At 62.7% G+C, this 22,915-nt stretch carries 21 protein-coding genes; 12 read left to right on the top strand and 9 right to left on the bottom strand.

What is annotated here, in order from left to right; translation table 11 throughout:
• The first annotated feature begins 324 nt into the window (after positions 1-324).
• The 11 genes from metA (at position 325) to I6E42_RS09850 (ending at position 11,553) form a co-directional block, all read left to right on the top strand.
• Positions 325-1,239: a homoserine O-acetyltransferase MetA gene (gene metA / locus I6E42_RS09900; protein WP_235371775.1), complete on the top strand. Its 915-nt coding sequence runs from the start codon at positions 325-327 to the stop codon at positions 1,237-1,239.
• A gap of 20 nt (positions 1,240-1,259) precedes the next feature.
• Complete coding sequence (locus I6E42_RS09895) at positions 1,260-1,922, top strand: HD domain-containing protein (protein WP_235371773.1); 663 nt, start codon at positions 1,260-1,262, stop codon at positions 1,920-1,922.
• 158 nt (positions 1,923-2,080) lie between these two features.
• Positions 2,081-2,470 (top strand): BlaI/MecI/CopY family transcriptional regulator, encoded by a 390-nt coding sequence (locus I6E42_RS09890; protein WP_235371767.1) that lies wholly within the window; start codon positions 2,081-2,083, stop codon positions 2,468-2,470.
• Positions 2,463-3,368 (top strand): M56 family metallopeptidase, encoded by a 906-nt coding sequence (locus tag I6E42_RS09885; protein ID WP_235371765.1) that lies wholly within the window; start codon positions 2,463-2,465, stop codon positions 3,366-3,368. The genes I6E42_RS09890 and I6E42_RS09885 overlap by 8 nt, the downstream gene beginning before the upstream one ends.
• Before the next feature lie 74 nt (positions 3,369-3,442).
• On the top strand, positions 3,443-5,080 hold the full coding sequence (locus tag I6E42_RS09880; protein WP_235371760.1) for a hypothetical protein: 1,638 nt from the start codon (positions 3,443-3,445) through the stop codon (positions 5,078-5,080).
• 258 nt (positions 5,081-5,338) lie between these two features.
• Entirely contained in the window at positions 5,339-6,178 is an 840-nt protein-coding gene (locus tag I6E42_RS09875) for a 3-hydroxyacyl-CoA dehydrogenase family protein (RefSeq protein ID WP_235371759.1), read from the top strand.
• A 414-nt stretch (positions 6,179-6,592) separates the two neighbouring features.
• Positions 6,593-7,735 carry an acyl-CoA dehydrogenase gene (locus I6E42_RS09870; protein WP_235371758.1) on the top strand — a complete coding sequence of 381 codons (1,143 nt, stop codon included), beginning with the start codon at positions 6,593-6,595 and terminating at the stop codon, positions 7,733-7,735.
• 18 nt (positions 7,736-7,753) lie between these two features.
• Positions 7,754-8,554, top strand: a complete 801-nt coding sequence (gene acrB, locus I6E42_RS09865; RefSeq protein WP_235371756.1) for an acryloyl-CoA reductase electron transfer subunit gamma — start codon at positions 7,754-7,756, stop codon at positions 8,552-8,554.
• A gap of 21 nt (positions 8,555-8,575) precedes the next feature.
• The gene (acrA, locus tag I6E42_RS09860) at positions 8,576-9,715 is read left to right on the top strand and encodes an acryloyl-CoA reductase electron transfer subunit beta (RefSeq protein ID WP_235371755.1); all 1,140 of its coding nucleotides are present in this window, start codon (positions 8,576-8,578) and stop codon (positions 9,713-9,715) included.
• A 354-nt stretch (positions 9,716-10,069) separates the two neighbouring features.
• Positions 10,070-10,945, top strand: a complete 876-nt coding sequence (gene dpsA / locus I6E42_RS09855) for a dipicolinate synthase subunit DpsA (RefSeq protein ID WP_235371753.1) — start codon at positions 10,070-10,072, stop codon at positions 10,943-10,945.
• A gap of 23 nt (positions 10,946-10,968) precedes the next feature.
• Positions 10,969-11,553, top strand: coding sequence for a dipicolinate synthase subunit B (locus I6E42_RS09850; RefSeq protein ID WP_235371749.1), 585 nt, complete (start codon positions 10,969-10,971; stop codon positions 11,551-11,553).
• 55 nt (positions 11,554-11,608) lie between these two features.
• Here I6E42_RS09850 and I6E42_RS09845 read toward each other — a convergent pair whose 3' ends face one another.
• The 9 genes from I6E42_RS09845 to I6E42_RS09805 form a co-directional block, all read right to left on the bottom strand.
• Complete coding sequence (locus I6E42_RS09845) at positions 11,609-12,553, bottom strand: transketolase family protein (RefSeq protein WP_235371748.1); 945 nt, start codon at positions 12,551-12,553, stop codon at positions 11,609-11,611.
• A 1-nt stretch (position 12,554) separates the two neighbouring features.
• Entirely contained in the window at positions 12,555-13,400 is an 846-nt protein-coding gene (locus I6E42_RS09840; RefSeq protein WP_235371746.1) for a transketolase, read from the bottom strand.
• Positions 13,401-13,625: 225 nt separating this feature from the next.
• Positions 13,626-13,781 (bottom strand): hypothetical protein, encoded by a 156-nt coding sequence (locus I6E42_RS09835; protein ID WP_235371745.1) that lies wholly within the window; start codon positions 13,779-13,781, stop codon positions 13,626-13,628.
• Positions 13,782-13,973: 192 nt separating this feature from the next.
• The gene (gene dnaJ / locus I6E42_RS09830) at positions 13,974-15,122 is read right to left on the bottom strand and encodes a molecular chaperone DnaJ (RefSeq protein WP_235371744.1); all 1,149 of its coding nucleotides are present in this window, start codon (positions 15,120-15,122) and stop codon (positions 13,974-13,976) included.
• 166 nt (positions 15,123-15,288) lie between these two features.
• Positions 15,289-17,148, bottom strand: a complete 1,860-nt coding sequence (gene dnaK, locus I6E42_RS09825; RefSeq protein ID WP_235371743.1) for a molecular chaperone DnaK — start codon at positions 17,146-17,148, stop codon at positions 15,289-15,291.
• 213 nt (positions 17,149-17,361) lie between these two features.
• Positions 17,362-17,925, bottom strand: a complete 564-nt coding sequence (grpE, locus tag I6E42_RS09820; protein WP_235371742.1) for a nucleotide exchange factor GrpE — start codon at positions 17,923-17,925, stop codon at positions 17,362-17,364.
• Positions 17,926-17,945: 20 nt separating this feature from the next.
• Positions 17,946-19,010 carry a heat-inducible transcriptional repressor HrcA gene (hrcA, locus tag I6E42_RS09815; RefSeq protein WP_235371741.1) on the bottom strand — a complete coding sequence of 355 codons (1,065 nt, stop codon included), beginning with the start codon at positions 19,008-19,010 and terminating at the stop codon, positions 17,946-17,948.
• Positions 19,011-19,264: 254 nt separating this feature from the next.
• Positions 19,265-20,650, bottom strand: coding sequence for an MATE family efflux transporter (locus I6E42_RS09810; RefSeq protein WP_235371740.1), 1,386 nt, complete (start codon positions 20,648-20,650; stop codon positions 19,265-19,267).
• A gap of 55 nt (positions 20,651-20,705) precedes the next feature.
• Complete coding sequence (locus tag I6E42_RS09805) at positions 20,706-21,842, bottom strand: cysteine desulfurase family protein (RefSeq protein ID WP_412761304.1); 1,137 nt, start codon at positions 21,840-21,842, stop codon at positions 20,706-20,708.
• A 305-nt stretch (positions 21,843-22,147) separates the two neighbouring features.
• Between I6E42_RS09805 and I6E42_RS09800 the strand changes: the two genes are divergently transcribed.
• Entirely contained in the window at positions 22,148-22,834 is a 687-nt protein-coding gene (locus I6E42_RS09800) for a thiamine diphosphokinase (RefSeq protein ID WP_235371738.1), read from the top strand.
• Positions 22,835-22,915 lie beyond the last annotated feature (81 nt).

The raw sequence follows: 22,915 nt of genomic DNA, 5'->3' as shown, positions 1-22,915 counted from the left end.
TTGCCCTGTCGCAGAGCGCTTGCTTATATTAGCAAAACCGCCCCGGTTTGTCAACACCTTTTTTTACTTTTTTTCGCCTTTTTTTACACATTCTTTTCCACAACCATATCTTAGGTTTTGTCCCCCTTTTTCCCCACAAGATATGCACTTTTCCACACTTTTTTCCACATCTTCCTCCGTTTCTATATTCTCTTTCTCCCCCCTTCCCACTCCGCAAGTCCGTTTCCGGTGGACATTCTTCCACAGAAATCCCACTTGCGGAAAGACAGCACTTGTGATACCCTGTTATCAGCTTGATATTATATATAGGTAGGAGGTTTTCCTATGCCCATCAAGATCCCCGACTCTCTGCCGGCCCGGGCCACCCTGGAGAGCGAGAACATCTTTGTCATGACCGAATACCGGGCCATTCACCAGGACATGCGCCCGCTGAATCTGCTGATCCTGAACCTGATGCCCACCAAGATCGTCACCGAGACCCAGCTGCTGCGCAAGCTGTCCAACTCCCCCCTCCAGGTCCAGGTGGAGCTGCTCCACACCTCCAGCCACGTCTCCCAGAACACCGACGCCGACCACCTGTCCTCCTTCTATACCACCTTCCCGGAGATCAAGGACAAAAAGTACGACGGCATGATCATCACCGGGGCGCCGGTGGAAAACCTGGACTTCACCGACGTGGACTACTGGGACGAGCTGTGTGAGATCATGGAGTGGACCCGCACCCACGTCCACTCCACCCTGCACATCTGCTGGGGCGCCCAGGCCGGGCTGTACTACCACTACCACATCCCCAAATACTCCCTGCCCAAAAAGCTCTTCGGCGTCTTCCCCCACACCATTGTAAAAAAGCAGTCCCCCCTGTTCCGGGGCTTTGACGACGAGTTCTATGTCCCCCACTCCCGGTACACCGCCAACAAGCTGGAGGACGTTCTGGCCCAGCCCGAGCTGGAGCTGCTGGCCATCTCCCCCGAGGCCGGGGTCTTTGCCGTCAAGAGCGAGGACAACCGCCGGTTCTTCATCACCGGCCACCCGGAGTATGACCCGGACACCCTGGCCAACGAGTATTTCCGGGACGTGAACAAGGGGCTGAAGATCGACGTGCCCGCCCACTACTTCCCCAACGACGATCCCTACCAGAAGCCCGTGGTCCGCTGGCGCTCCGCCGCCCAGCTGTTTTACACCAACTGGCTGAACTACTACGTCTATCAGACCACCCCCTACGACATCACCCAGATCTGATTTTTACAATGGAGGCGTTTATGAAGGTCACCTTCCAGGACGTAAAGAATTCCCCGGAGATCCGCACCTACATCACCCAGGCGGACGCCTCCCTGCTGGCCATCGGCTACACGGAACACTCCTTCGCCCATGTGGGCAAGTGCGCTGAGGTGGCCGCCCATATTCTCACCCAGTTGGGCTACAGCCAGCGGGAGGTGGAGCTGGCCAAGATCGCCGCCTTCATGCACGACATCGGCAACGTGGTCAACCGCAGTGACCATGCCATCAGCGGCGCCACCATGGCCTTCCGCATTCTGGACAAGATGGGGATGGAGCCCGCCGATGTGGCCGCCGTCATCACCGCCATCGGCCATCACGACGATTCCACCGCCTTCCCGGTGAACGCCCTGGCCGCCGCCCTCATTCTGGCGGACAAGACCGACGTGCGCCGCAGCCGGGTCCGGAACGCCGACGTCACCAACTTCGACATCCACGACCGGGTCAACTACGCCGTAGAGCGCTCCGAGGTGCTGCTGGACGTCCCCGGGGGCACCGTCACCCTGTCTCTGTCCATCAACACCCAGGTCTGCGCCGTCATGGACTACTTCGAGATCTTCCTCCAGCGGATGGTGCTGTGCCGTAAGGCCGCCGAGTTCTTTCACCTCCAGTTCCACCTGGAGATCAACGGACAGATCCTGCTGTGAGTCCGGGAAACCATGCAGCATCCCAACACCTTCCGGCCGTCTGCCAGACGGCCGGTTTTTTGTCCCCATTTGTAACCACACTGTAACTTGACCTTTTTCTACTTCAAGTGTAGTATATTTTTATAAACTACATTTGAAGTAGATCGGAGCATCAGACGATGAAACACAACGGCATGAAGCGGCTGCCCGACACCGAGCTGGAAGTGATGAAGGCCCTCTGGGACTCGGGGCCCGAAACGCCCCGGGCGGAACTGGAGCGGCGGCTGGCCTCCTTCGGCTGGGCGGCCAACACCATCAACACCTACCTCACCCGCCTGGCGGACAAGGGCTTTGTCTCCGTCCTCCGGTCGGGCAAGAGCAACCTGTACACCCCCCTGGTCAGCCGGGAGGACTACCAGTCCTTCGACAGCCGGGCGGTGCTGTCCCGGCTGTACGGCACCCCCCGGAACTTCCTGGCCGCCCTGGCCCGGGAGGGCCTGGAGCACCGGGACCTGGAGGAGCTGCACGCCCTGCTGGACCAGCTGGAGGAGGACCGGGGCCATGACTGAGCTGCTGCCCGCTCTGGGCGCTCTGACCCTGGGCGGCTCCGCCGCCGTGGGCGTACTGGTTTTGATCTCCCGCTCCGCCCGGACCCGGTACGGGGCCAAGTGGCGCTGTCTGGCCTGGCTGCTGCTGTGCCTGCGGCTGGCGGTCCCTTTCCCCCTCCTCCCCCAGGGGGATGAGCCGGTCCGAGCCCCTGTGCGTCTGCCCGCCCCCTCGGACGCCGTCATTTACCGCAGCCCCGCGCCTCCGCTCCCCGGCGGCGCCGGCCAGAGCGGGACCGGGCAGGCCGTCCCCAGCCAGACCGTGCCCTCTGACGCCGCCTCTCAGGCCGGTGTTGAAACCGCCGCGCCGGGGCAGGCCGGCTTTTCCCTCTCCTTATCCCAGATCCTTCTTTGGGCGTGGCTGGCCGGAACGGCGGGGATGGTCCTGTGGATGCTCCTCACCCATTTGCGTTTTCTCCGCTACCTGCGCCGCTGGGCCAGACCCGTGGAGGACCCGAAAACCATACAGTGCTGCAACCAGGCGGGGGACCTGCTGAAGCTGGACCACCGTCCCCGGCTGCTTCTGTGCCCCGGACTCGCCGCCCCCATGCTGGCCGGGCTGTTCCGCCCGGTGCTCCTCCTGCCCGACAGCGAGTTGGAGCCCGAGTCTCTGCGCTGCGCCCTGCTCCATGAGCTGACCCACTACCGCCGCCGGGACATCTGGCTCAAAGCCCTGGCCCTCTGGGTCAATGCCGTCCACTGGTTCAACCCCGTCCTGTGGTACATGGTCCGGCTGGTGGAACGGGACACGGAGCTGGCCTGCGACGAAGGGGTGCTCCGCCTGCTGCCCCCGGAGGAACACGCCGCCTACGGCCGCACCATCCTGGACGCTGCGGACCGGCTGCGCCGGCAGCACACATGATTGCTTCACCTTCCCATAGCGGCGGGGGCAAGCCCCCGCCCTACTCCACAAAGCCTGACGAAAAGGAGAACGCTATGAAACACCGCATTCCCCGCTCCCCCTTCGCCACCCGGCTGTCCGGGTCGGCCAGAGAGACTGAAATCCGCATCCGCAACATCTTCCAGGGGCCCAAAAAACGGCCCCCGGTGCCCATGATGCTCTTAGCCGCCCTGCTCATTTTGTCCTGCGGCTGGTTAGTTTCCTGCCAGCCCGAGGAGGACGGACCTTCGGGTTCCTCCTCGGGCGCTTCATCTTCCGGCCCATCCAGCTCTCCGGTCAAAGAAGAAATTCTGCTGGAGCTGCTGTACCAGAGCGCGGCGGAGGAGCACGCCTTCGAGGACTCCGTGCCCGTCCAAAAAGAGCTGATGGCCACCCTGGAACGGGATGGGCGCACCCTGGGGGCCGCCGCCTTCACAGACAAATTCGGTACCTCCCTGTGCGTGGGCGTCATGGACGACCGGAGCGAAACTCTGACCGCCCCCGCCTTCCACATGGCCTGGCAGGGCAGCGTGCCCCATGTGGTCACCTTCGACCGGGACGGCACTTCCTGCCTGCTGTACACCAACAACGGCGCCTACCAGGGGTACACTTACGGCGAAGCGGGTCTGATCCAATTTGACGGGACCGGCATCACCTGGGTCTGGCCGGTGGAGGGGGACATCCAGGAGGAGGATTCCCAGGCCCGGGCCGGTTACGACGCCTACTGGGAGGACCATCTGGCCCTGCTCTCCCCCGGCGGGGTGGAGATTTTTACAGAAAACAAGGACTACGGCCCTTACGCAGGCTCCCCCGTCCAGTGGTCCCCCGAGTCCAGCCAGCAGTTCTACCCCGCCCCGGAGGACGACCTCCCCATCGGGACCCTCTGGAACGTACGGAACTGGCTGGAGGAATTCACCCGGGATTCCCGCAACCCTTGGTACGCTTCCAACACCTCCGCGCTGTGGCGTATTCTATCCCTGACCGCCGGCCAGTCCCAGGCCCACCCGGTCACCGGAAACGTCCTTCAGGAGTACCAGCTTCTGGCGGTGGACAACTACGGCACGGACTACTTCTCCGCCCTCATTCGGATCAGCGAAGACAGCGGCCAGGTGACCCAGGTGGTGGACTGGATTCAGGGCACCTGGGAGGAGGTCAGCGCCTGCGGCTATCCCCTCCGGGACGCCGAGACCGTCAGCGCCCTCCCCCTCCCGGATAGCCAGCCCCTGGAGCTGATGTTCTGCAGCGGGGCCGGAGCCTGGGGCACCCTGCTGACTCTGAACCCGGACGGTTCCTTTGACGGGACCTACCACGACTCCGACATGGGCGTCTCCGGGGAGGGCTTCCCCAACGGCACCGTTTACCTGTGTACCTTCCGGGGGCGGTTCGGCGACATCAAAAAGCTGGATGACAGCACCTATGCCATGACCCTTCAGGAACTGAACATCACCACCCCCCACGCTGTGGGCGAGGAGTGGATCGAGGACGGAGTCCGCTATGTGTCCTCCGAGGCCTACGGACTGAACGGCGGGACCGAATTTCTCCTCTACACGCCGGAGGCCCCCATATCGGACTTATCCCAGGCATTCCTCACCTGGTTCTCGGGCCCCTATGACCGTTCCGCTCTGGCAGAGGACAGTTCCCTCGGCCATTACGGGCTGTACAACAAGAGCATGGGCTACGGCTTCTTCTCCTGACCACGGCCCTCCGGGCGTGGCGCGAAACCGGCTGTTATAGGGAAATGTCTTAAACCAAATATAGTTTTTTAGTTATACTCCAGCGAAAAAATCCCGGTTTTTCTAAAAAAATCCGGGTATTTTTCCCTTTTCCCCTTGCTTTATCCGGCGAAAACAGTTATACTGTCACCCAAGAGAGCGGGGCCGGCACTGTCCGGCCGTATTCCGGCCGGAGCGGCCGGCATCCATAATACCAGATAAAGTAGGAGGAAACACAGTATGAAAGTCGCAGTATTCGGCGCCGGTACCATGGGCCGGGGTATTGCTCAGGTTTTCGCCGCCAAGGGGCACACCGTTCTGATGTACGCCAGCAGCCCTGAGTCCGCCCAGCGGCACAAGGACGCCCTGTCCCAGTCCCTGCAGAAGCGGGTGGATAAAGGCAAGATGGCCCAGGAGGCCAAGGACGGCCTGATGTCCCTGATCCTGATCCCCCAGGAGCACAGCGAGGCCGCTGACGCCGACCTGGTCATTGAGTGCGTCAAGGAGGACATGGGCGTCAAGAAGGAGCTGTTCAAGGAGCTGGATGAGCTCTGCAAGGAGGAGACCATCTTCGCCTCCAACACCTCTTCCCTGCCCATCACCGACATGGCCCACGGCCTGAAGCACCCCCTCATCGGCATGCACTTCTTCAACCCCGTGCCCAGCATGAAGCTCATCGAGATCATCCGGGGCATCAACACCACCGACGAGACCTTCGAGTTCACCTATAACCTGGCCAAGGAGCTGGGCAAGGACCCCGTGGAGGTCAAGGAGTCCCCGGGCTTCGTGGTCAACAAGCTGCTGATCCCCATGATCAACGATGCCATCGGCCTGGTGGAGACCGGCGCCGCCTCCGTGGAGGACATCGACAAGTCCATGATGCTGGGCGCCAACCACCCCATGGGCCCCCTGGCTCTGGGCGACTTCATCGGCTTGGACGTGTGTCTGGCCATCATGGAGACCCTGTACACCGAGTTCGGCGACTCCAAGTACCGCCCCACCTATCTGCTGAAGAAGATGGTCCGCGGCGGCCTGCTGGGCCGCAAGACCGGCAAGGGCTTCTACGACTACACCAAGTAAATCCTTCCCCTCCCGGCATCGCCAGATGCCGGGAATTTTTACGTCCGGCTCCCCTTCCCTTTCACTTTTTTAACTCCCCTGACCACCTGACCCGCAGCATGGAAAGTTCCGCCCCAAAAAATGTGCATTTTTCCATGGAACTGCCCCTTGCAATATATGGGGGAAAATGTTATAATTTTCGTTGGCAATTGGTTATGTCGTCTCCTATAGGTCACCGCAACGATGGGGCATGGCTCCGTGTTGCGCTTTTTTCGATTATTATTTGTTAAAATTATAACAATCGGGAGGCCTCTTAAGAGAAGACCGTACCCTGTATCGTTTGCTTCGCCGCCCCGTTTCCGCCCTGGTCAGGCGGGACGTCCCGGCGGCGGGCGTTTCGATGATCCCAAGTAAAAAATTTAGGAGGACTGAAAAATGGATTTTCATCTGACTAGAGAGCAAGAGATGGTCCGCAAAATGTACCGCGAGTTCGCCGAGACCGAAGTCAAGCCCCTGGCCGAGGAGATCGACGAGGAAGAGCGCTTCCCCATGGAGACCGTGGAAAAGATGGCCAAGCTGGGCATGATGGGCATCTACTTCCCCAAGCAGTACGGCGGCGCCGGCGGCGACGTGCTGTCCTACGCCATGTGCGTGGAGGAGCTGGCCAAGGTGTGCGGCACCACCGCCGTCATCGTGTCCGCCCACACCTCCCTGTGCTGCGCCCCCATCTTTGAGCACGGCACCGAGGAGCAGAAAATGAAGTACCTGCCCGACCTGCTGTCCGGCAAGAAGATCGGCGCTTTCGGTCTGACCGAGCCCAACGCCGGTACCGACGCCTCCGGCCAGCAGACCACCGCCGTTCTGGACGGTGACCACTATGTGCTCAACGGCTCCAAGTGCTTCATCACCAACGGCAACGTGGCCGACACCTTCGTGGTCTTCGCCATGACCGATCCCAAGCTGGGCAACCACGGCATCTCCGCCTTCATCGTGGAGAAGGAGTTCCCCGGCTTCTCCACCGGCAAGCACGAGAAGAAGATGGGTATCCGCGGCTCCTCCACCTGCGACCTGATCTTTGAGGACTGCATCGTTCCCAAGGAAAACCTGCTGGGTAAGGAAGGCCAGGGCTTCAAGATCGCCATGATGACCCTGGACGGCGGCCGTATCGGCATCGCCGCTCAGGCTCTGGGTCTGGGCGAGGGCGCCGTCAACGAGGCCATCAAGTACACCCAGGAGCGCGTCCAGTTCAAGAAGCGCCTGTCCCAGTTCCAGAACACCCAGTTCCAGCTGGCCGACATGCACACCCGTATGCAGGCCGCCCAGTTCCTGGTCTACTCCGCCGCGATGAAGAAGCAGAACCATGAGCCCTACTCCATGGACGCCGCCATGGCCAAGCTGTTCGCCGCCGAGGCCGCTTCCGACGTGACCCGCCGCGCTGTCCAGCTGTTCGGCGGTTACGGCTACACCCGCGAGTACCCCGTGGAGCGCATGATGCGCGACGCCAAGATCACCGAGATCTACGAGGGCACTTCCGAGGTCCAGCGCATGGTCATTTCCAGCCACCTGGGCGTGAAATAAGTTAGGAGGCAGATTGAAATGAAAATCATTGTTTGTGTCAAGCAGGTCCCCGATACCTCCGGTAAGGTGGCCGTCAACCCCGATGGCACCCTGAACCGTGCCTCCATGGCCGCCATCACCAACCCCGATGACCTGAACGCCGTCGAGGCCGCCCTGACCCTGAAGGAGCAGACCGGCGCCGAGGTCGTGATCGTCTCCATGGGTCCCCCGCCCGCAGAGGCTATGCTGCGTGAGATCCTGGCCCGCGGCGCTGACCGCGCCGTCCTGGTCTCCGGCCGCGAGTTCGGCGGTTCCGATACTTACGCCACCTCCCAGATCCTGGCCGCCGCCATCAACAAGATCGGCGTCGAGGACGACGACATCGTCATGTGCGGCCGTCAGGCCATCGACGGCGACACCGCCCAGGTCGGTCCCCAGATCGCTGAGAAGCTGGGCCTGCCCCAGGTGTCCTACGCCGCCGACATCAAGAAGGAGGGCGACACCCTCACCATCAAGCGGATGCTGGAGGACGGCTACATGACCATCAAGGTCAAGACCCCCTGCCTGATCACCTGCATCAAGGAGCTGAACGTTCCCCGCTACATGAGCGTGGGCGGCATCTTCGAGTGCTACTCCAAGCCCTACGAGGTCTTCGATTACAACACTCTGAAGGACGATCCCCTCATCGATCCCGCCACCATCGGTCTGAAGGGCTCTCCCACCAACATTCTGACCTCTTTCACTCCTCCTCAGAAGGGCGCCGGCATGATGCTGGAGGGCGCCGACAAGGAGACCTGCGAAAAGCTGGCCGGAATCCTGGCTGCCAAGCACATGATCTGATAGAAGGGAGAATTGAAGAATATGTCTACTTTCAACAGCGCTGATATCGCTGCCTTCAACGGCGGCGTGTGGGTTTTCTGTGAGCAGCGTCAGGGCACCATGATGCCCACCTCTTTCGAGCTGATCTCCGAGGGCCGCAAGCTGGCTGACGAGCTGGGCACCAAGCTATATGGTATCCTGCTGGGCCACAACATCGAGGGTATCGCCAAGGAGCTGGGCGGCTACGGCGCCGACGGCGTCTATGTCTGCGACCACCCCCTGCTGGAGAACTACACCACCGACGGCTACACCAAGGTCATCTGCGACGTGGTCGCGGAGTACAAGCCCGAGATGATGCTCATCGGCGCCACCAACATCGGCCGTGACCTGGGCCCCCGCTGCGCCGCCCGCCTGCACACCGGCCTGTGCGCCGACTGTACCCACCTGGACGTGGACATGGGCATCTACAAGGACTTCCTGCGTGAGGCCTCCACTCTGGCCCCCGAGAAGATCGACGGTCTGAACACCGCCATGGTCCTGGGCGAGAAGCACGACGTGTCCCGCGACCTGAAGATGACCCGTCCCGCTTTCGGCGGCCACCTGATGGCCTCCATCATCTGCCCCCGCTTCCGTCCCGCCATGGCCACCGTCCGTCCCGGCGTTATGAAGAAGGCCCCCTTCGACCAGGCCAAGGCTGACGCCTGCGAGATCATCAAGCCCAACTTCTCCCTGACCGAGGACGATATGGACACCCAGGTCGTGGAGGTCGTCAAGGCCGCCAAGAAGCTGGTCGACCTGATCGGCGCTGACGTGGTCGTCTCCGTGGGCCGCGGCATCAGCAAGGACGTCGAGGGCGGCATCAAGCTGGCTGAGGAGCTGGCTGAGGTCCTGGGCGGCGTCGTGGGCGGCTCCCGTGCCACCATCGACTCCGGCTGGCTGTCCGCCGACCACCAGGTCGGTCAGACCGGCAAGACCGTTCACCCCAAGATCTATGTCGCTCTGGGCATCTCCGGCGCTATCCAGCACAAGGCCGGCATGCAGGACTCCGAGTGCATCATCGCCGTGAACAAGAACGAGACCGCTCCCATCTTCGAGATCGCCGACTACGGCATCTGCGGCGACCTGTTCAAGGTCACCCCCATGCTGATCGAGGCCATCAAGGCTGCCAAGGCCGCCAAGTAAGAAGGGCGCTCCCCTCATACAACCAAAAAGCCCCCTGTTTCCATTTGGAAACAGGGGGCTTTTCAGTCTGTCGAAAAAGCTTTTTCGACAGACTGAACAAATTTGAAAACATTAAAAAATGTTTTCAAATTTGTACTGATTGAAAAGAAAGGGAACCCTGACGGTTCCCTTTCAAACTATCCTTCCCTCCGAATCCTTAAAGAATCAGGGTTTATTGACAAGCTGAAAAGCCCCCTGGCCTTCTGTACAACGGGAACACCCACGGTTCATCTTGTTTCCGCACCCCCGCTTCCCCGCCCTCATACAATAGAGCAGAAACCTGCCGCCCGGCAGGGCGGTCCCGGAGGGATCCTTATGAAACACGAACTGAATTTCTGGGTGGTGGGGGGCGACATGCGGCAGGTCAAGCTGGCCCAGCTGCTCTCTGACGACGGCCACACGGTCCATACTTACGCCCTGGACCCCGGCCCCGAGCCGGTCCCCGGGCTGATCCAGGAGCAAAACCTCAATCAGGCGGGCCGGGCCGACTGCGTGGTCCTGCCCCTCACCGTCAGCACGGGGGGCGGATTGCTCAACGCCCCCCTCTCCCTGTCCGAACACCCCCTGGCCCCCATTCTGGACCGGCTGGTCCCCCGGCAGTTCCTCTGCGGCGGGCGGATCGACCCGGAGACGGAGGCCCTGGCCCGGGAACGGGGACTCATCATCCACGACTACTTCGCCCGGGAGGAGCTGGCGGTGGCCAACGCCGTCCCCACCGCCGAGGGAGCGGTCCAGCTGGCCATGGAGCACCTGCCCATCACCATCCACGGCTCCCGGGTGCTGGTGGTGGGCTTCGGCCGGGTGGGGCGGATCACCGCCCAGCGCTTCGCCGCCCTGGGGGCCAAGGTCAGCGTCGCCGCCCGGAAGTACGAACAGCTTGCCTGGGCCCAGGCCATGGGCTTCGGGGCCGAGGAGCTGGGCCGGCTGGCCGGCTGGCTGTGCGGCTATGACCTGGTGGTCAACACCGTCCCCGCCCCGGTACTCAACCGCCCAGAGCTGGAGGACCTGAAGCCCGACTGCCTCATCCTGGACCTGGCATCCAAGCCCGGCGGGGTGGACCTGGCCGCCGCCGGGGAGCTGGGGCTCACGGTCATCTGGGCCCTGTCCCTGCCGGGGAAGGTGGCCCCGGTGACCGCCGGCGCCGCCATCCGCAGCACCATCTACAACATGCTCCGCGAATTGGGCCGCTAGGCCCTGGAAAGGAAGGGAAATTCTTGGAAAACGCTGTCATTGGATTCGCCGTGTGCGGGTCCTTCTGCACCCACGCCAGAGCCATGTCCGCCCTGGAACAGGTCCGCGCCCGCTGGCGGACCGTAGTTCCCATCGTCTCGGAGTGCACCGCCGAAACCGACACCCGCTTCGGCACGGCCCACGACCTGATGCGGGAGATGGAGCGCATCTGCGACCACCGGGTGATCTCCACCGTCAAGGGGGCGGAGCCCATCGGCCCCCAGAAACTGCTGGACCTGCTGATCATCTGCCCCTGTACCGGCAACACCCTGGGCAAGCTGGCCGCCGGAGTCACCGACACCAGCGTCACTATGGCCGCCAAGGCCCATCTGCGCAACGGCCGTCCCCTGCTCATCGCTCCCTCCACCAACGACGGACTGTCCGCCTCCGCCTCCACCATCGGCACGCTGCTTGCCCGGAAATACATCTATTTCGTCCCCTTCGGCCAGGACGATCCCCAGAAAAAGCCCACCTCCCTGACGGCTGATTTCAGCCAGGTGGCCGACGCCGCCCAGGCCGCTCTGGAGGGCCGCCAGCTCCAGCCCTTGCTTCTGGGACCTCTGGTATAACGATGAAAAAACGGACCGTCTTAAAAGACGGTCCGTTTTTGGATGGGTTTTTCCTTTACTTGCCGCACAGCTCCTTGGCCACTTCCACAATGTGGTCGGCGGACAGGCCGAACTGCTTGAGCAGGGCGGCGGCGGGGCCGGAGTGGCCGAACTCGTCGTTGACGCCGATGCGGCGGACCAACGTGGGGCACTTCTCGCTGAGCACGCCGCAGACCGCCTCGCCCAGGCCGCCGATGACGTTGTGCTCCTCGCAGGTGATGACCTTGCCGCACTCCTTGGCGGCCTTGATCACCAGCTCCTCATCCAGGGGCTTGATGGTAGCCATATTGATGACCCGGGCGCTGATGCCCAGCTCCTTCAAAGCCTTGCCGGCCTCCACAGCCTCGGCCACCAGCAGGCCGTTGGCGATGATAGCCACGTCGGCGCCGTCCTGGAGCACCTCGCCCTTGCCGATCTGGAAGTTGTAGCCCTCCTCCTCGTGGAACACGGGGACGGCGGAGCGGCCAAAGCGCATATAGACGGGACCCACATGCTCATAGGCGGCCTTCACCATGGCCCGGGCCTCCACGTCGTCGGAGGGAGACATGACCACCATGCCGGGGATGGACCGCATCAGGGCGAAGTCCTCGCAGCACTGGTGGGAAGCGCCGTCCTCGCCCACGGAGATGCCGCCGTGGGTGGCGCCGATCTTCACGTTCAGATGGGGATAGCCGATGGAGTTGCGCACCTGCTCAAAGGCCCGCCCGGCGGCGAACATGGCGAAGGTGGAGGCAAAGGGGACCATCCCCGCGGCGGCGGCGCCGGCGGCCACGGCCATCATGTTGCCCTCGGCGATGCCGCAGTTGAAGTGGCGGTCAGGATAGGCTTTCTTAAAGATACCGGTCTTGGTGGCGCCGGCCAGGTCGGCGTCAAAGACGATGAGGTCCTCGTGCTGGGCGGCCAGCTCCTTCAGGGCGTTGCCGTAGCTCTCACGGGTCGCGATCTTCTTCACGTCTGCCATCTTACATCGCCTCCACTTCCGCCAGCTGGGCCTTCAGCTCAGACATGGCCTGCTCGAATTCCGCGTCGTTGGGGGCCTTGCCGTGCCAGCCCACCTGGTTCTCCATGTAGCTGACGCCCTTGCCCTTGACGGTCTTCATGACGATGGCGAAGGGGACGCCCTTGGTGGCGCGGGCCTTGGCAAAGGCCTCCTCCATCTGGTCAAAGTCATTTCCGTCGATCTCCGCGACCTCGAACCCGAAGGCGCGCAGCTTCTCGGGGATGGGATAGGGACTCATAATGTCATCCAGTTTGCCGTCCAGCTGGAGGCCGTTGTTGTCGATGATGACGCACAGGTTGTCCAGCTTGTAGTGGTGGGCGAACATCATGGCCTCCCAGACCTGGCCCTCCTCGATCTCGCCGTCACCCAGCAGGGCGTACACCCGGTAATCCTTGTTCTTGATCTTGCCGGTCAGGGCCATGCCGCAGGCGGCGGAGATGCCCTGGCCCAGGGAGCCGGTGGACATGTCCACGCCGGGGGTCATATTCATGTTGGGGTGGCCCTGGAGATGGCTGCCGATCTGACGCAGGGTCTTCAGGTCCTCCACGGGGAAGAAGCCCCGGAGGGCCAAAGCGGCATACAGGCCGGGGGTGGTGTGGCCCTTGGACAGGACGAAACGGTCCCGGTCCTCCCACTTGGGATTGGCGGGGTCCACCTTCAGCTCCTTGCAGTACAAATAGGCAAACAGGTCGGCGGCGGACAGGCTTCCGCCGGGATGGCCGGCCTTGGCCGCGTGGATGCTCTCAATGATACCCATGCGCACCTTGCAGGCCATTGCCATCAGTTGCTTTTTTTCATTGGCTGTCATAGCGTCTCCTTCTTCCTTACAAAGTCCCGAAAACGGTTCCTGGGAGAACAGGCCCGTCCGGGCAGTAAAACGGCGTTCCGCCGCAAGCTTTTCAGCACCCCAATTATAATCCATGCCGGACAAATCCGCAAGACTGGAAACGCAACCTTTTTTCGGTCAAACGGTAAAAAGACCGGGGCGCTTGTTCAAGCGCCCCGGCCGAACGGTCGCGGAGGAAAGGGCCTGTCACAGCAGAGTTCGTCTGCGCCGGAACCACCCGATCCCATCGGAGAGGAAGCAGAGCAGAGTCACCACCACCATACCGATCGCGGGCAGCAGCAGCAAAGCGATCAGCAGCAAATTTGAGCCCAAGTAAAGGGCGCTGCAAAGCATTTCCAACATGTCCTGCTCCTTTCTCCAAATTTTGTTGTTTCGCCTAAATAGACCCCCATTTTCTCTTTCTCTTCTAGCTAAATTATACTACTTTTTTCCGAGGAAGGGAAGCGGGTAATCGAATTTTTTCTGAAAAAGCTTCCAGCGCATCCCGGCGCGCAAAAACGGGCGCGGCCTTTCGGCCGCGCCCGTATGTTCCGGTCACTTTTTCTTCTTGTGCTTGTCGAAGAAGCTCTTGATGCTGCCCTCGGAGATATTCTCCCCCATGGCCTCGCCGAAGGCCCGCAGGGCCTCCCGCTGCTCTGTGGTCAGGTTGGTGGGCACCTGGACCTTGACGGTGACGTACTGGTCGCCCCGGCCCCGGCCCTGAAGGGAGGGGATGCCCTTACCCCGGAGACGGAAGGTGGTCCCCGTCTGGGTCCCGGCGGGCAGGGTGTACTTCACCTTGCCGTCGATGGTGGGGATCTCCAGCTCGGCGCCCATAGCCGCCTGGTAGAAGGAGACCGGCTGCTCATAGAGCACCGTGGTCCCTTCCCGCTGGAACTGGGGATGGGGCTTGATGCGCACGCCCACGATCAGGTCGCCGGCGGGACCGCCGTTTTTGCCCGCGTTGCCCTGGCCCCGGAGGGACACCGCCTGGCCGTTGTCGATGCCGGCGGGGATGGTCACCTTGATGCGCTGTTTCTTCCGGACGCTGCCCTCGCCGCCGCAGCTCCGGCAGGGGCTGTGGATCAGCCTGCCGGTGCCCCGGCACCGGGTACAGGGTCCGGTGCTGGAGAAGGTGAAGCCGCCGCCCCCCCGCTGGATCCGGACCACGCCGGTGCCCCGGCAGTCGGGACAGGTCTCGGCGGTGGTGCCCGGCTGGCAGCCGGAGCCGTGGCAGTCGGAGCAGACCTCAGTCCGGTTCAGCTCGATCTCCTTCTCACAGCCGAAGGCGGCCTCCTCAAAGGAGATGGTCAGGTTGGCCCGCAGGCTCTCGCCCTTTTGGGGGGCGTTGGCCCGCTGCTGTCCGCTGTATCCGCCGCCGAAGCCCCCGCCGAAGAAGGAACCGAAGATGTCGCCCAGGTCGATGTCTCCCATGTCGAAGCCGCCGCCGAAGCCGCCCGCTCCGAAGTTGGGGTCTACCCCGGCGTGGCCGAACTGGTCGTACTTGGAGCGCTTTTCCGGGTTGGACAGCACCTCATAGGCCTCGTTGACTTCCTTGAACTTGGCCTCGGCCTCCTTGTTGTCGGGATTCATATCGGGGTGGTATTTCTTGGCCAGCTTCCGGTAGGCCTTTTTGATCTCATCATCCGAGGCGCCCTTGCTGACGCCCAGCACCTCGTAATAATCTCGTTTCTGTTCTGGCATAGTATCACCTCTAGGAACGATAAGAGAAGGAAAATCAGCGCAACAGCGCCGCCAGAAGGGCGGGCTTGGCTGCCTGCCGTCCGGTCTGATTCTCCGGATCTCCTATCTTTTGATAAATCCAACGCTGGGCGAGGTGAGTTTCTCACCTCGCCCAAAGCAATCGGATTTACTTGTTGTCGTCGTCCACCACGGTGTAGTCGGCGTCCACCACATCGGGGCCGGAGCCGCCCTGGGCCTGCTGGCCGCCGCCGAAGTTGGCGCCGCCCATGTCGGGGCCGGGGCCGGCCTGGCCGCCCTGCTGCTGGTACAGCTTCTCGCTGACGGCGTAGAACGCGCGGGTCAGCTCCTCGGTGGCGTTCTTGATGGCCTGGGTGTCGTTGCCCTTCAGGGTCTCCTTCAGCTTGCCCAGCGCGCTCTCCACGCCGGCCTTGTCGGAAGCGGGGATCTTGTCTCCCATCTCCTCCAGGGTCTTCTCAGTCTGATAGACCATCTGGTCGCCCTGGTTGCGGACGTCCACTTCCTCCTTGCGCTTGGCGTCCTCGGCTGCGAACTGCTCGGCCTCCCGGACGGCCTTGTCGATGTCGTCCTTGGACATGTTGGTGGAGGAGGTGATGGTGATGTGCTGCTCCTTGCCGGTGCCCAGGTCCTTGGCGGAGACATTCACGATGCCGTTGGCGTCGATGTCGAAGGTGACCTCGATCTGAGGCACGCCCCGGCGGGCGGGAGCGATGCCGTCCAGGTGGAACTTGCCCAGAGTCTTGTTGTACTGGGCCATCTCACGCTCGCCCTGGAGGACGTGGACCTCAACGGAGGTCTGGTTGTCGGCGGCGGTGGTGAAGGTCTGGCTCTTCTTCACGGGGATGGTGGTGTTGCGGTCGATGAGCTTGGTCATCACGCCGCCCATGGTCTCGATGCCCAGGGACAGGGGGGTGACGTCCAGCAGCAGCAGGTCCTTCACGTCGCCGGTGAACACGCCGCCCTGGAGGGCTGCGCCCATGGCCACGCACTCGTCGGGGTTGATGCCCTTGAAGCCCTCCTTGCCGGTGAGCTTCTTGACCATGTCCTGGACGGCGGGGATACGGCTGGAGCCGCCCACCATCAGCACCTTGGCCAGATCATTGCCGGACAGGCCAGCGTCGGACAGGGCCTGACGGACGGGGCCGGCGGTGGCCTCCACCAGGTGGGCAGTCAGCTGGTCAAACTTGGCCCGTGTCAGGGTCAGGTCCAGATGCTTGGGGCCGGTGGCGTCGGCGGTGATATAGGGCAGGTTGATGCTGGTGGAGGTGACGCCGGACAGCTCGATCTTGGCCTTCTCGGCGGCCTCCTTCAGGCGCTGCATGGCCACCTTGTCGCCGGTCAGGTCCACGCCCTCGGTACGCTTGAACTCAGCGGCCATCCAATCCATGATGCACTTATCGAAGTCGTCGCCGCCCAGCCGGTTGTTGCCGGCGGTGGCCAGCACCTCGATGACGCCGTCGTCGATGTCCAGGATGGACACATCGAAGGTGCCGCCGCCCAGGTCGTAGACCATGACCTTCTGGGCAGTCTCCTTATCCACGCCGTAGGCCAGGGCGGCGGCGGTGGGCTCATTGATGATACGCTTCACGTCCAGGCCGGCGATCTTGCCGGCGTCCTTGGTGGCCTGACGCTGGGCGTCGGTGAAGTAGGCGGGGACGGTGATGACCGCCTCGGTGACGGTCTGGCCCAGGTAAGCCTCGGCGTCCGCCTTCAGCTTCTGGAGGATCATGGCGCTGATCTCCTGGGGGGTGTACTTCTTACCGTCGATGGACACCTTGTAGTCGGAGCCCATCTCACGCTTGATGGAAATGACGGTGCGGTCGGGATTGGTGATGGCCTGGCGCTTGGCCACCTGGCCCACCATGCGCTCGCCGTCCTTGGAGAAGGCCACCACAGAGGGGGTGGTCCGGTTGCCTTCCGCGTTGGGGATGACAACGGCGTCGCCGCCTTCCATGACGGCCACACAGCTATTAGTTGTACCGAGGTCGATACCGATGATCTTAGACATAATCTTGTTCCTCCTATATGAAACGTTTTGTGTTTACAGGGTCAAAGGATAACTTGTGAAATGAGATAGAACACAAGGGAAAACAGAAACAGTACGCCGGACGTGAAAAACAACAGATAGGGTCCCGGGTTCCTGCAAACGTCTTGCCAACAGGATCTCCTGCATGCCATTTTATGACGCACCGTACCGTCTCCTTTCTGTGCTTTGCGCAGGTTAATTGGCTACCTTCACCATGGCGAACCGGATGACCTTCTCGCCGCATTGGAAGCCGGCCTGGAAGACCTCAGCCACCTCATTCTCTCCAAAGTTCTCGTCATCAATGTGCATGACGGCGTTGTGGAGGTTGGGGTCGAAGGTCTGGCCCAGGGCGGGGATCTCGGTGATGCCCAGCTTGGAGAGGACCTCCTTGAGCTGGTTCATGGTCATCTCCACGCCCTTCTTGAAGGCCTCGTCGGCGGTCTCCTGCTTTAGGGCCCGCTCCAGGTTGTCATAGACCGGGAGGAAGGCGCCGGCGGTGTCCGCCTTGGCGTCGCTCCACATAGCCTCTTTCTCCTTGGCGGTCCGCTTGCGGTAGTTGTCATATTCCGCGGCCAGCCGCAGGTATTTATCCTCCTGCTGGGCCACCTGGTCCTTCAGGGACTCCAGCTCGGTCAGCAGGGGATCGGGGGCCTCAGTCTGGGCCTCGGGCTGCTGGGCGGTTTCGGCGGTCTGATCCGTCTGCTCCTCCAGCACTTCCTGCTCCTGGCCGGGTGCTTCGTTCTGATTCTTCTTGCTCACGATCGCGCGCTCCTTTTATCTTATTCCTCGTTCCCATCCTGGCCTGCCGGGGGAAGCTCCCCCTTGCCGAACATCCGGGTCAGGCTGTCGGCGAAGTAGGACAGGCGGGCGGTGACTTTTGCGTAATCCATCCGGGTGGGACCCACCACACCGATGACGCCCTTCATATTGTCCCCGATGTCGTAGCTCGCCATGACCACGCTGGTGTCCTTCAAAGCGTCGTTCACGTTTTCCGGACCGATCAGAATGTTCATGTTTTTGCCCTTATCCAGGGTCATGGGCAGCTTGGAAGTCTCGTTCTCCTCGCTGAGGTAGGTCATCAGGGGCTTGGCCTTGTCTAGGCTGTGGTATTCGGGGTGCTCCAGCAGGTGGGTGATGCCGGCGGTGTGTACCTTGCGCTGGGTCTGCTCGGCCAGCACCTCCACCGCGAACTCCACCACCAGGGAGATGAGCTCAAAGGCGGCGGGGGCGGTGCGGGTCTCCATCTTGTCCAGGGCCTGCTCCATCTCCTCCCGGCTCAGCCCCACGAAGGAGCTGTTCAGCACGGCGGAGAGCAGCTGGAGCTGGGTGTCGGACAGCCGGTCGGGCATCCGCACAAGCTTGTTCTTCACGATGGAGTTGTCTGTCATGACCACGGCGATGAAGGCGTTGTCCTCCACCATCAGCAGGTCGAACCGTTTCACCGTGACCCGCTCCACCGTGGTGGCGGCGGTGAACACCGGGTAGTCGCTGATCTGGGAGAGCACCTTGCCCGCCCGGTCAATGACCCGGTCCAGCTCCTCCATCTTCAGGTTCAGGGCCTGGTTGATGCGCTCCGTCTCCTGAAGGGTGAGCTGCTGGCGGTCCATCAGCTCGTTGACGTACAGCCGGTAGCCGGCGGCAGAGGGGATACGCCCGGCGGAGGTGTGGGGCTGTTCCAGATAGCCCAGCTCCGTCAGGTCCGCCATCTCGTTGCGGATGGTGGCGGTGGAGACGTCCAATCCCGCCTTCTCGGACACCATTTTGGAGCCCACCGGCTCAGCGGTGGCGATATAGGTCTCCACAATGGCCCGAAGGATGCGCTTCTTCCGGTCTGTCAATTCCATCTTGCGCCACCCAGCTTTCTCGTCTTGGTTTAGCACTCCATCTTCCTGAGTGCTAAAGATAATGTACCACCCACCCCCAAAATTGTCAATAGGAAGTTTATGAATTTATTTTAAACAAACGTGACCGGGCTATTCTTCGCAGAAAAGCCCGGTCATTGCTAAAACATCATTTCAGAACGCAGCAGTCATTTCCCTCCGGTACGTATTCGGACGGCGTGGGGATAGGGCAGCGGCGGGCGCATCGTGATGCGCCCCTACTCACCCACCGGACGGGTCAGGTCCCGGACCCACCTGCCGGAGCGCAGCCGCCAGACGCCGATGAAGCACTTGACCACCTGTTCCAGGGGGAAGGCCATGTAGACCCAGAACACCGGGGTCCTCAGCACCAGGCCGCAGAAGGCGGCATAGGGAATGGCGCACAGCCACAGGGGGCCGATGTCGATCATGGTGGAGGCTTTCACGTCTCCCCCGCCCCGGAGGACGCCCACGATATTGACGCTGTTGAAGTCCTTCAGGGGCATATACAGCGCCATGGTGGTGATCATCATGGTGGCCACCGATTCCGCCCCCGGGGACAGTTTGAACAGGGGGAACACCCACTCCGGCGCTACAAAGGTGACAAAGAGCAGCAGCAGGACCCCCAGCACGGTCCCGCCCAGCACCGCCAGGGTATCCAGGGCCAGCCCGGTGCCGTAGAGCTGGTCCTGCCGTCCGGCGCCGATCTCCCGGCCGATGATGATGGAGGCGGTGGCACCGATGCCGAAGGCCACCACCATGCAGATCTTCTCCACGTTGCCCGCGATGGTGTAAGCGGCCAGGATCTCAGTGCTCCCCGCCATGTGGCCCATGATGGTGGGGAACATGGAGGTGCCCAGGCCCCACATGGTCTCGTTGCACACCACCATGCCGCCGTACCGCAGGAAGCGGCGGACCATGTCCGCCCCCGGCCGCAGCAGCAGTCCCAGGCGCACCCGGAAGAAGCGGCTGCAGGCCATGTGGACCACCATAATGACCAGCTCCAGCACCCGGGCGGTGAGGGTGGCCAAGGCGGCCCCCTCCACCCCTAGGGCGGGGGCCCCCAGCTTTCCGAAGATGAGCACCCAGTTCAGGAAGGTGTTGACCACCATGGAGGCCACCAGGATGTACATGCCCAGCTGGGGCCGCTCCATGCTCCGGTAGGCCGCCACATACATCATCACCAGGGCGTCAAACACATAGGACAGCCCGGCGATCCTGCCGTACCGGGCGGCCAACTCGATGACCTCCCGCTGGTTGCCGAACAAGCTGAGGAACTCCACCGGCCGGACCAGCAGCACGGCAGCGAAGGCGGCGGAGACCAGAAACACCAGCCACATGGCCACCCCCATCACCCGGTTGATGGCGTCCAGGTCCTGCTTGCCCCAGTATTGGCTGGCCAGGACGGTGGAGCCGCTCTGGACGCCGAAGATGAACAGCTGGACCACAAACAGGGGGATGTTTGCCAGGGTCACCGCCGCCATGGGCAGCTCCCCCAGCATCCCCACCATGAAGGTGTCCGCCATGGCTAGGGTGCTGGTAATCAGATTTTGCAGAACGATGGGGGCGGCCAGCACCAGCACCTGCCGGTAAAAGCCCGGCCCCCGCCGCATATAGGAAAACATGGCTCATACTCCTTTGTACACCACGAGTGAACAGGGCCCCTTTGCCCCCTTTTGTTTACGACAGGCTGGTGAACAGCTGCTCCCCCGCCGCCTTCAGACCTTCGGCCAGAGCGTCCACGTCCTCCCGGCTGGTGTCGTAGGAGAAGCTGACCCGCAGCACGCCGTCCTGCTCCTTCTTGGGCAGCTTCAGCGCTCCGTAGACGTGGCTGGGCTTGCCCTTGTGGCAGGCGGAGCCGGAGGAGACGCAGATCCCCCGGTCGCTGAGGAACCGGACCACCACCTCGCTCTTGTATCCCGGCAGGGTGATGGGCAGGATGTGGGGGGCGCCCCCCCCGGTCAGGGCCCGCAGACCGGGGACCGCCTGGGGCAGTAGGGTCCGGGCGTAGGCGTTCAGCGACTCCATGTGGGCCAGGTCCCGGTCCAGGCTCTCCCTGCCCAGCCGGCAGGCGGCGGCGAAGGCGGCGATCTGGCTGGTGGCCTCGGTGCCCGAGCGCAGCCCCTCCTCCTGGCCGCCCCCCCGGATCAGGGGCGGGAGCTTCAGCCCCTTCCGGATGTACATGGCCCCGATGCCCTTGGGAGCGTGGATCTTGTGGCCGCTGAGAGACAGCAGGTCCACCCCCAGCTCCTTGGGGGTGAAGGGCACCTTCAAAAAGCCCTGGACCGCGTCACAGTGGAGCAGGGCGGGACAGCCGGCGCGCTGGATGGCCCGGGCCGCCTCCGCCACAGGCAGGACGGTGCCCAGCTCGTTGTTCACCAGCATCATGGACACCAGCACCGTGTCCGGGCGAAGGGCCTGCTCCAGATCGGCGGCGGAGATGTTCCCCTGGCGGTCAGGCCGGAGGTAGGTCACCTCATAGCCCTGGCGCTCCAGCGCCTTGCAGGGCTCCAGCACCGCGGCGTGCTCGATGGCGGTGGTGATGATGTGCTTCCCCTTCCGCTTTCCCAGCTCCGCGGCGGCCTGAATGGCCCAGTTGTCGCTCTCGGTGCCGCAGGAGGTGAACACCACCTCCTCCGGGGCGCAGCCCAAAGCCCCGGCCACGTCGGCACGCCACTCCTTCACCCGTGCGGCCGCCTGGCCGCCCAGGGCGTAGCGGGCGGAGGGGTTGCCCCAGCCCTCGCCCATGGCCTCCACCGCCGCCTGGATGGCCTCCGGCCGCACCGGGGTGGTGGCCGCGTTGTCCAGATAATGCACCATGGCTCTCGTCTCCGTTTTCTCTCGATTTCCCGCGTTTTCTCCGGGCTTCCCCGAAGTGCAACGCCAAGCACATGCCATTCTATCCGCTGCACCGGGGAAAGTCAAGGCGGGCAGGCCCTTTTCTTTATTTTTAAGGTAGCAGTCCCCTCTTCCGGCCCGGCCGGCTGGGAAAAGTTGAAAGAAGCCCTCCACAAACGTCTTTCCTTGTGCTATAATGATAACTGTTGAGCAAATCGCTTCCCGGTTTAACCCCCGCGGCCTGCCGCCGCCGAAAATCACCACGGGATAAAGAAGGTCATATTATGGCAAACCGCGACCGTATCTGTTATGTGGTGGGGGCCATGTCCCTGTCCCTCGCCCTGCGCCCCTTCCCCGCCCCCGGAGACTATGTCATCGCCGCCGACCGGGGCTATGACTCCCTCATGGCATACGGCGTGACGCCCGATCTTGTGGTGGGTGATTTTGACTCCCTGGGTTACGCCCCCAAGCACCCCAACGTCACCCGGCTCCCCGCCGAAAAGGACGACACCGACATGGTCTACGCCCTGCGGAAGGGCCTGGAGCTGGGGTACCGCCGCTTCGTCCTGCTGGGCGGCGTGGGCGGCCGGCTGGAGCACACTCTGGGCAACCTCCAGTTGCTGGACTGGCTGACCACCCAAGGTGCCGCCGGCTTCCTGGCCGGGGAAAAGACGGTGGCCACCGCCCTCCGGAACGGCTCCATCACCTTCCCCGCCTCCATGTCCGGCTACCTGTCCGTGTTCTGCAACAGCGGCACGGCGGAGGGGGTCACCCTGTCCAACCTGAAATACCCCCTGGACCGCTACACCATGTCGGGCAGCTTCCCCCTGGGGGTCAGCAACGAGTTTTTGGGCGTCCAGGCCAAGGTCACCGTGGAGCGCGGCTCCCTCATTCTGGTCTGGGAGGACCGGGGAGACTTCTATACCCTGCTCCCCCAGCTGTGGCCACAGAGCGGCCCCGCCGGGGCCTGACCGGCTTCCACCTTTTCCCCTTGCTTTTTTCCCGCAAATATGTTACATTAACATACCACGTTTCCCTGAGAGGAGGTGCCG

The organism is Pseudoflavonifractor phocaeensis, from assembly GCF_021531815.1.
GTDB lineage: Bacteria > Bacillota > Clostridia > Oscillospirales > Oscillospiraceae > Lawsonibacter > Lawsonibacter phocaeensis_A.
Note: the sequence above shows the minus strand (reverse complement) of the source record. Positions and strands in the feature narration are given on the sequence as shown.